The organism is Nonomuraea terrae (assembly GCF_004348995.1).
Classification (GTDB): Bacteria; Actinomycetota; Actinomycetes; order Streptosporangiales; family Streptosporangiaceae; genus Nonomuraea; species Nonomuraea terrae.
Genome location: NZ_SMKQ01000429.1, coordinates 1 through 1629 on the forward strand (window position 1 = coordinate 1; position 1629 = coordinate 1629).

Below are 1629 nucleotides of genomic sequence, written 5' to 3' on the forward strand. Positions count from 1 at the left end.
GTGACGGGGGTTACTGGTTGGGGGGTTGGGTGAGGAAGGGGGTCAGCCATTCCGGAGTGACCTCTGCCGGGAAGTCCGCGGCCTGGGCTTCTGAGACGTCGATGGCCGAGTAGCCGCCCTTGCCGGCGCCGACGCCGGCGATCAGCGTCAGCACCCCGGCGCGGCGCTGGAACCACGTCTGCCGGAGACGCCAGCCCACCACGGCACGGCGTTCGATGACGGCCTGGGCGCGCCGGAGCGAGCCCGACCGCACCGACACGCGTACGCCGTCGTAGCCGTGTCCCAGGGAGGCGTACCGGTCGAGGCCCAAGGGGACGCCCAGTGCGGCCAGGAACAGCGTCAGGACGAGCAGGACCCACCACAGCGTCGCCCCCGTCGCCCAGGCCGCCGCGGCGCTCGCCGACGCCACCATGAGCCACGGGAAGACGGCGCGGAACAGGCGGCGCCTGCGCGCCACGGGCGGGTGGCGACGGAGTTCGGACCGGTAGGGTCCGATGGCGTCGGCGGCCACCTGGTACGCGACCCCGCGCGGCACGTCCGGCAGCAGCTGACCGCGGGTCTCCGAGTCGCCCAGCCCGGTCACGATGGCCCAGACGCGTACGACGCCGGCCCAGCGTTCGGCCAGGCCGTCCACGATCTCGTAGCCGCGTACGCGCTGGGACTCCAGCGACACGCTGCGCCGGTTGATCAGCCCGCGTTCGGCGACGAGGTAGCCGTCGCGACGTTTGAGCTGGAAGTTCCAGTTGAAGATCGCGTACATCAGGCCGCCCGTGACCGGCATCGCGAGCACGAGCAGCAGGGCCACGGCCAGCAGCAGGTACGGGTGTTCCCAGAGCCACTCCCCCGCGCTCCATGCGGCGTCCTGGCGGAAGCCGAGCTCGTCGCCCCACTGGAACGCCAGGCCCACGGCGCCGCCGATGAACGCGAACGGGGTGAGCAGGTACGCACCCGACAAGGGCCCGTACAGCAGCCACTTGCGGGGCACGGAGATGATGGACTCTTCGCGGGGCCCGGCGGGTGCGGCGGTCTCTTGGGCGTGCGCCTCGGGGCGGCCGGCGCTGCGCAGGAGGAGCGACTTGAGCCGTTCGGCCTCGGCGAGTGTGACGCCGTCGAGCTTGGCCTCCTCGTCGCCGCCGCTCGCTCCCGTGTCGATCTTCAGTACGGCCAGGCCGAGCAGGCGGTGCATCGGAGGCGTGGAGACGTCGACGCCGCGGATGCGCTCCAGGGGGATGGTGCGGATGGAACGGCTGATCAGCGACCGTTTGGTCTCCAGGCTGTCGCCGATGATCTCGTACGTGAAGGTGGCCCAGCGGACGAACGCGACCACCACGGCGCCCACGACACCGGCCGCGGCCCAGGCGTACGACCTCGGCGAGAAGCCGCCCACGAACAGGACACCGATGAGGGGCAGGAGGAGGGAGGGCAGCATGCGTACGGGGTCGATGAGCAGCACCTTGGGACTGAACCGCCGCGGCGCCCGCCCTGGTCCCGGGTAAGGCGGCATCCCACCGGGCGGCGGCGGGTACCCACCCCACGGCGGCTCCCCCGGCCCGGGCCCAGGCCCGTACGGCTGCCGGGACGCCGGCCCAGGCCCGTACGGCTGCCCAGGCGACCGGCCCGGAGCTGGGG

The 1629-nt window shown here is 72.8% G+C and carries 1 protein-coding gene; it reads right to left on the reverse strand.

Annotated features, from left to right (window positions below; all coding sequences use genetic code 11):
• Positions 1-10: 10 nt before the first annotated feature.
• Positions 11-1453 carry a PH domain-containing protein gene (locus E1286_RS47145; RefSeq protein WP_132623926.1) on the reverse strand — a complete coding sequence of 481 codons (1443 nt, stop codon included), beginning with the start codon at positions 1451-1453 and terminating at the stop codon, positions 11-13.
• Positions 1454-1629: the final 176 nt, after the last annotated feature.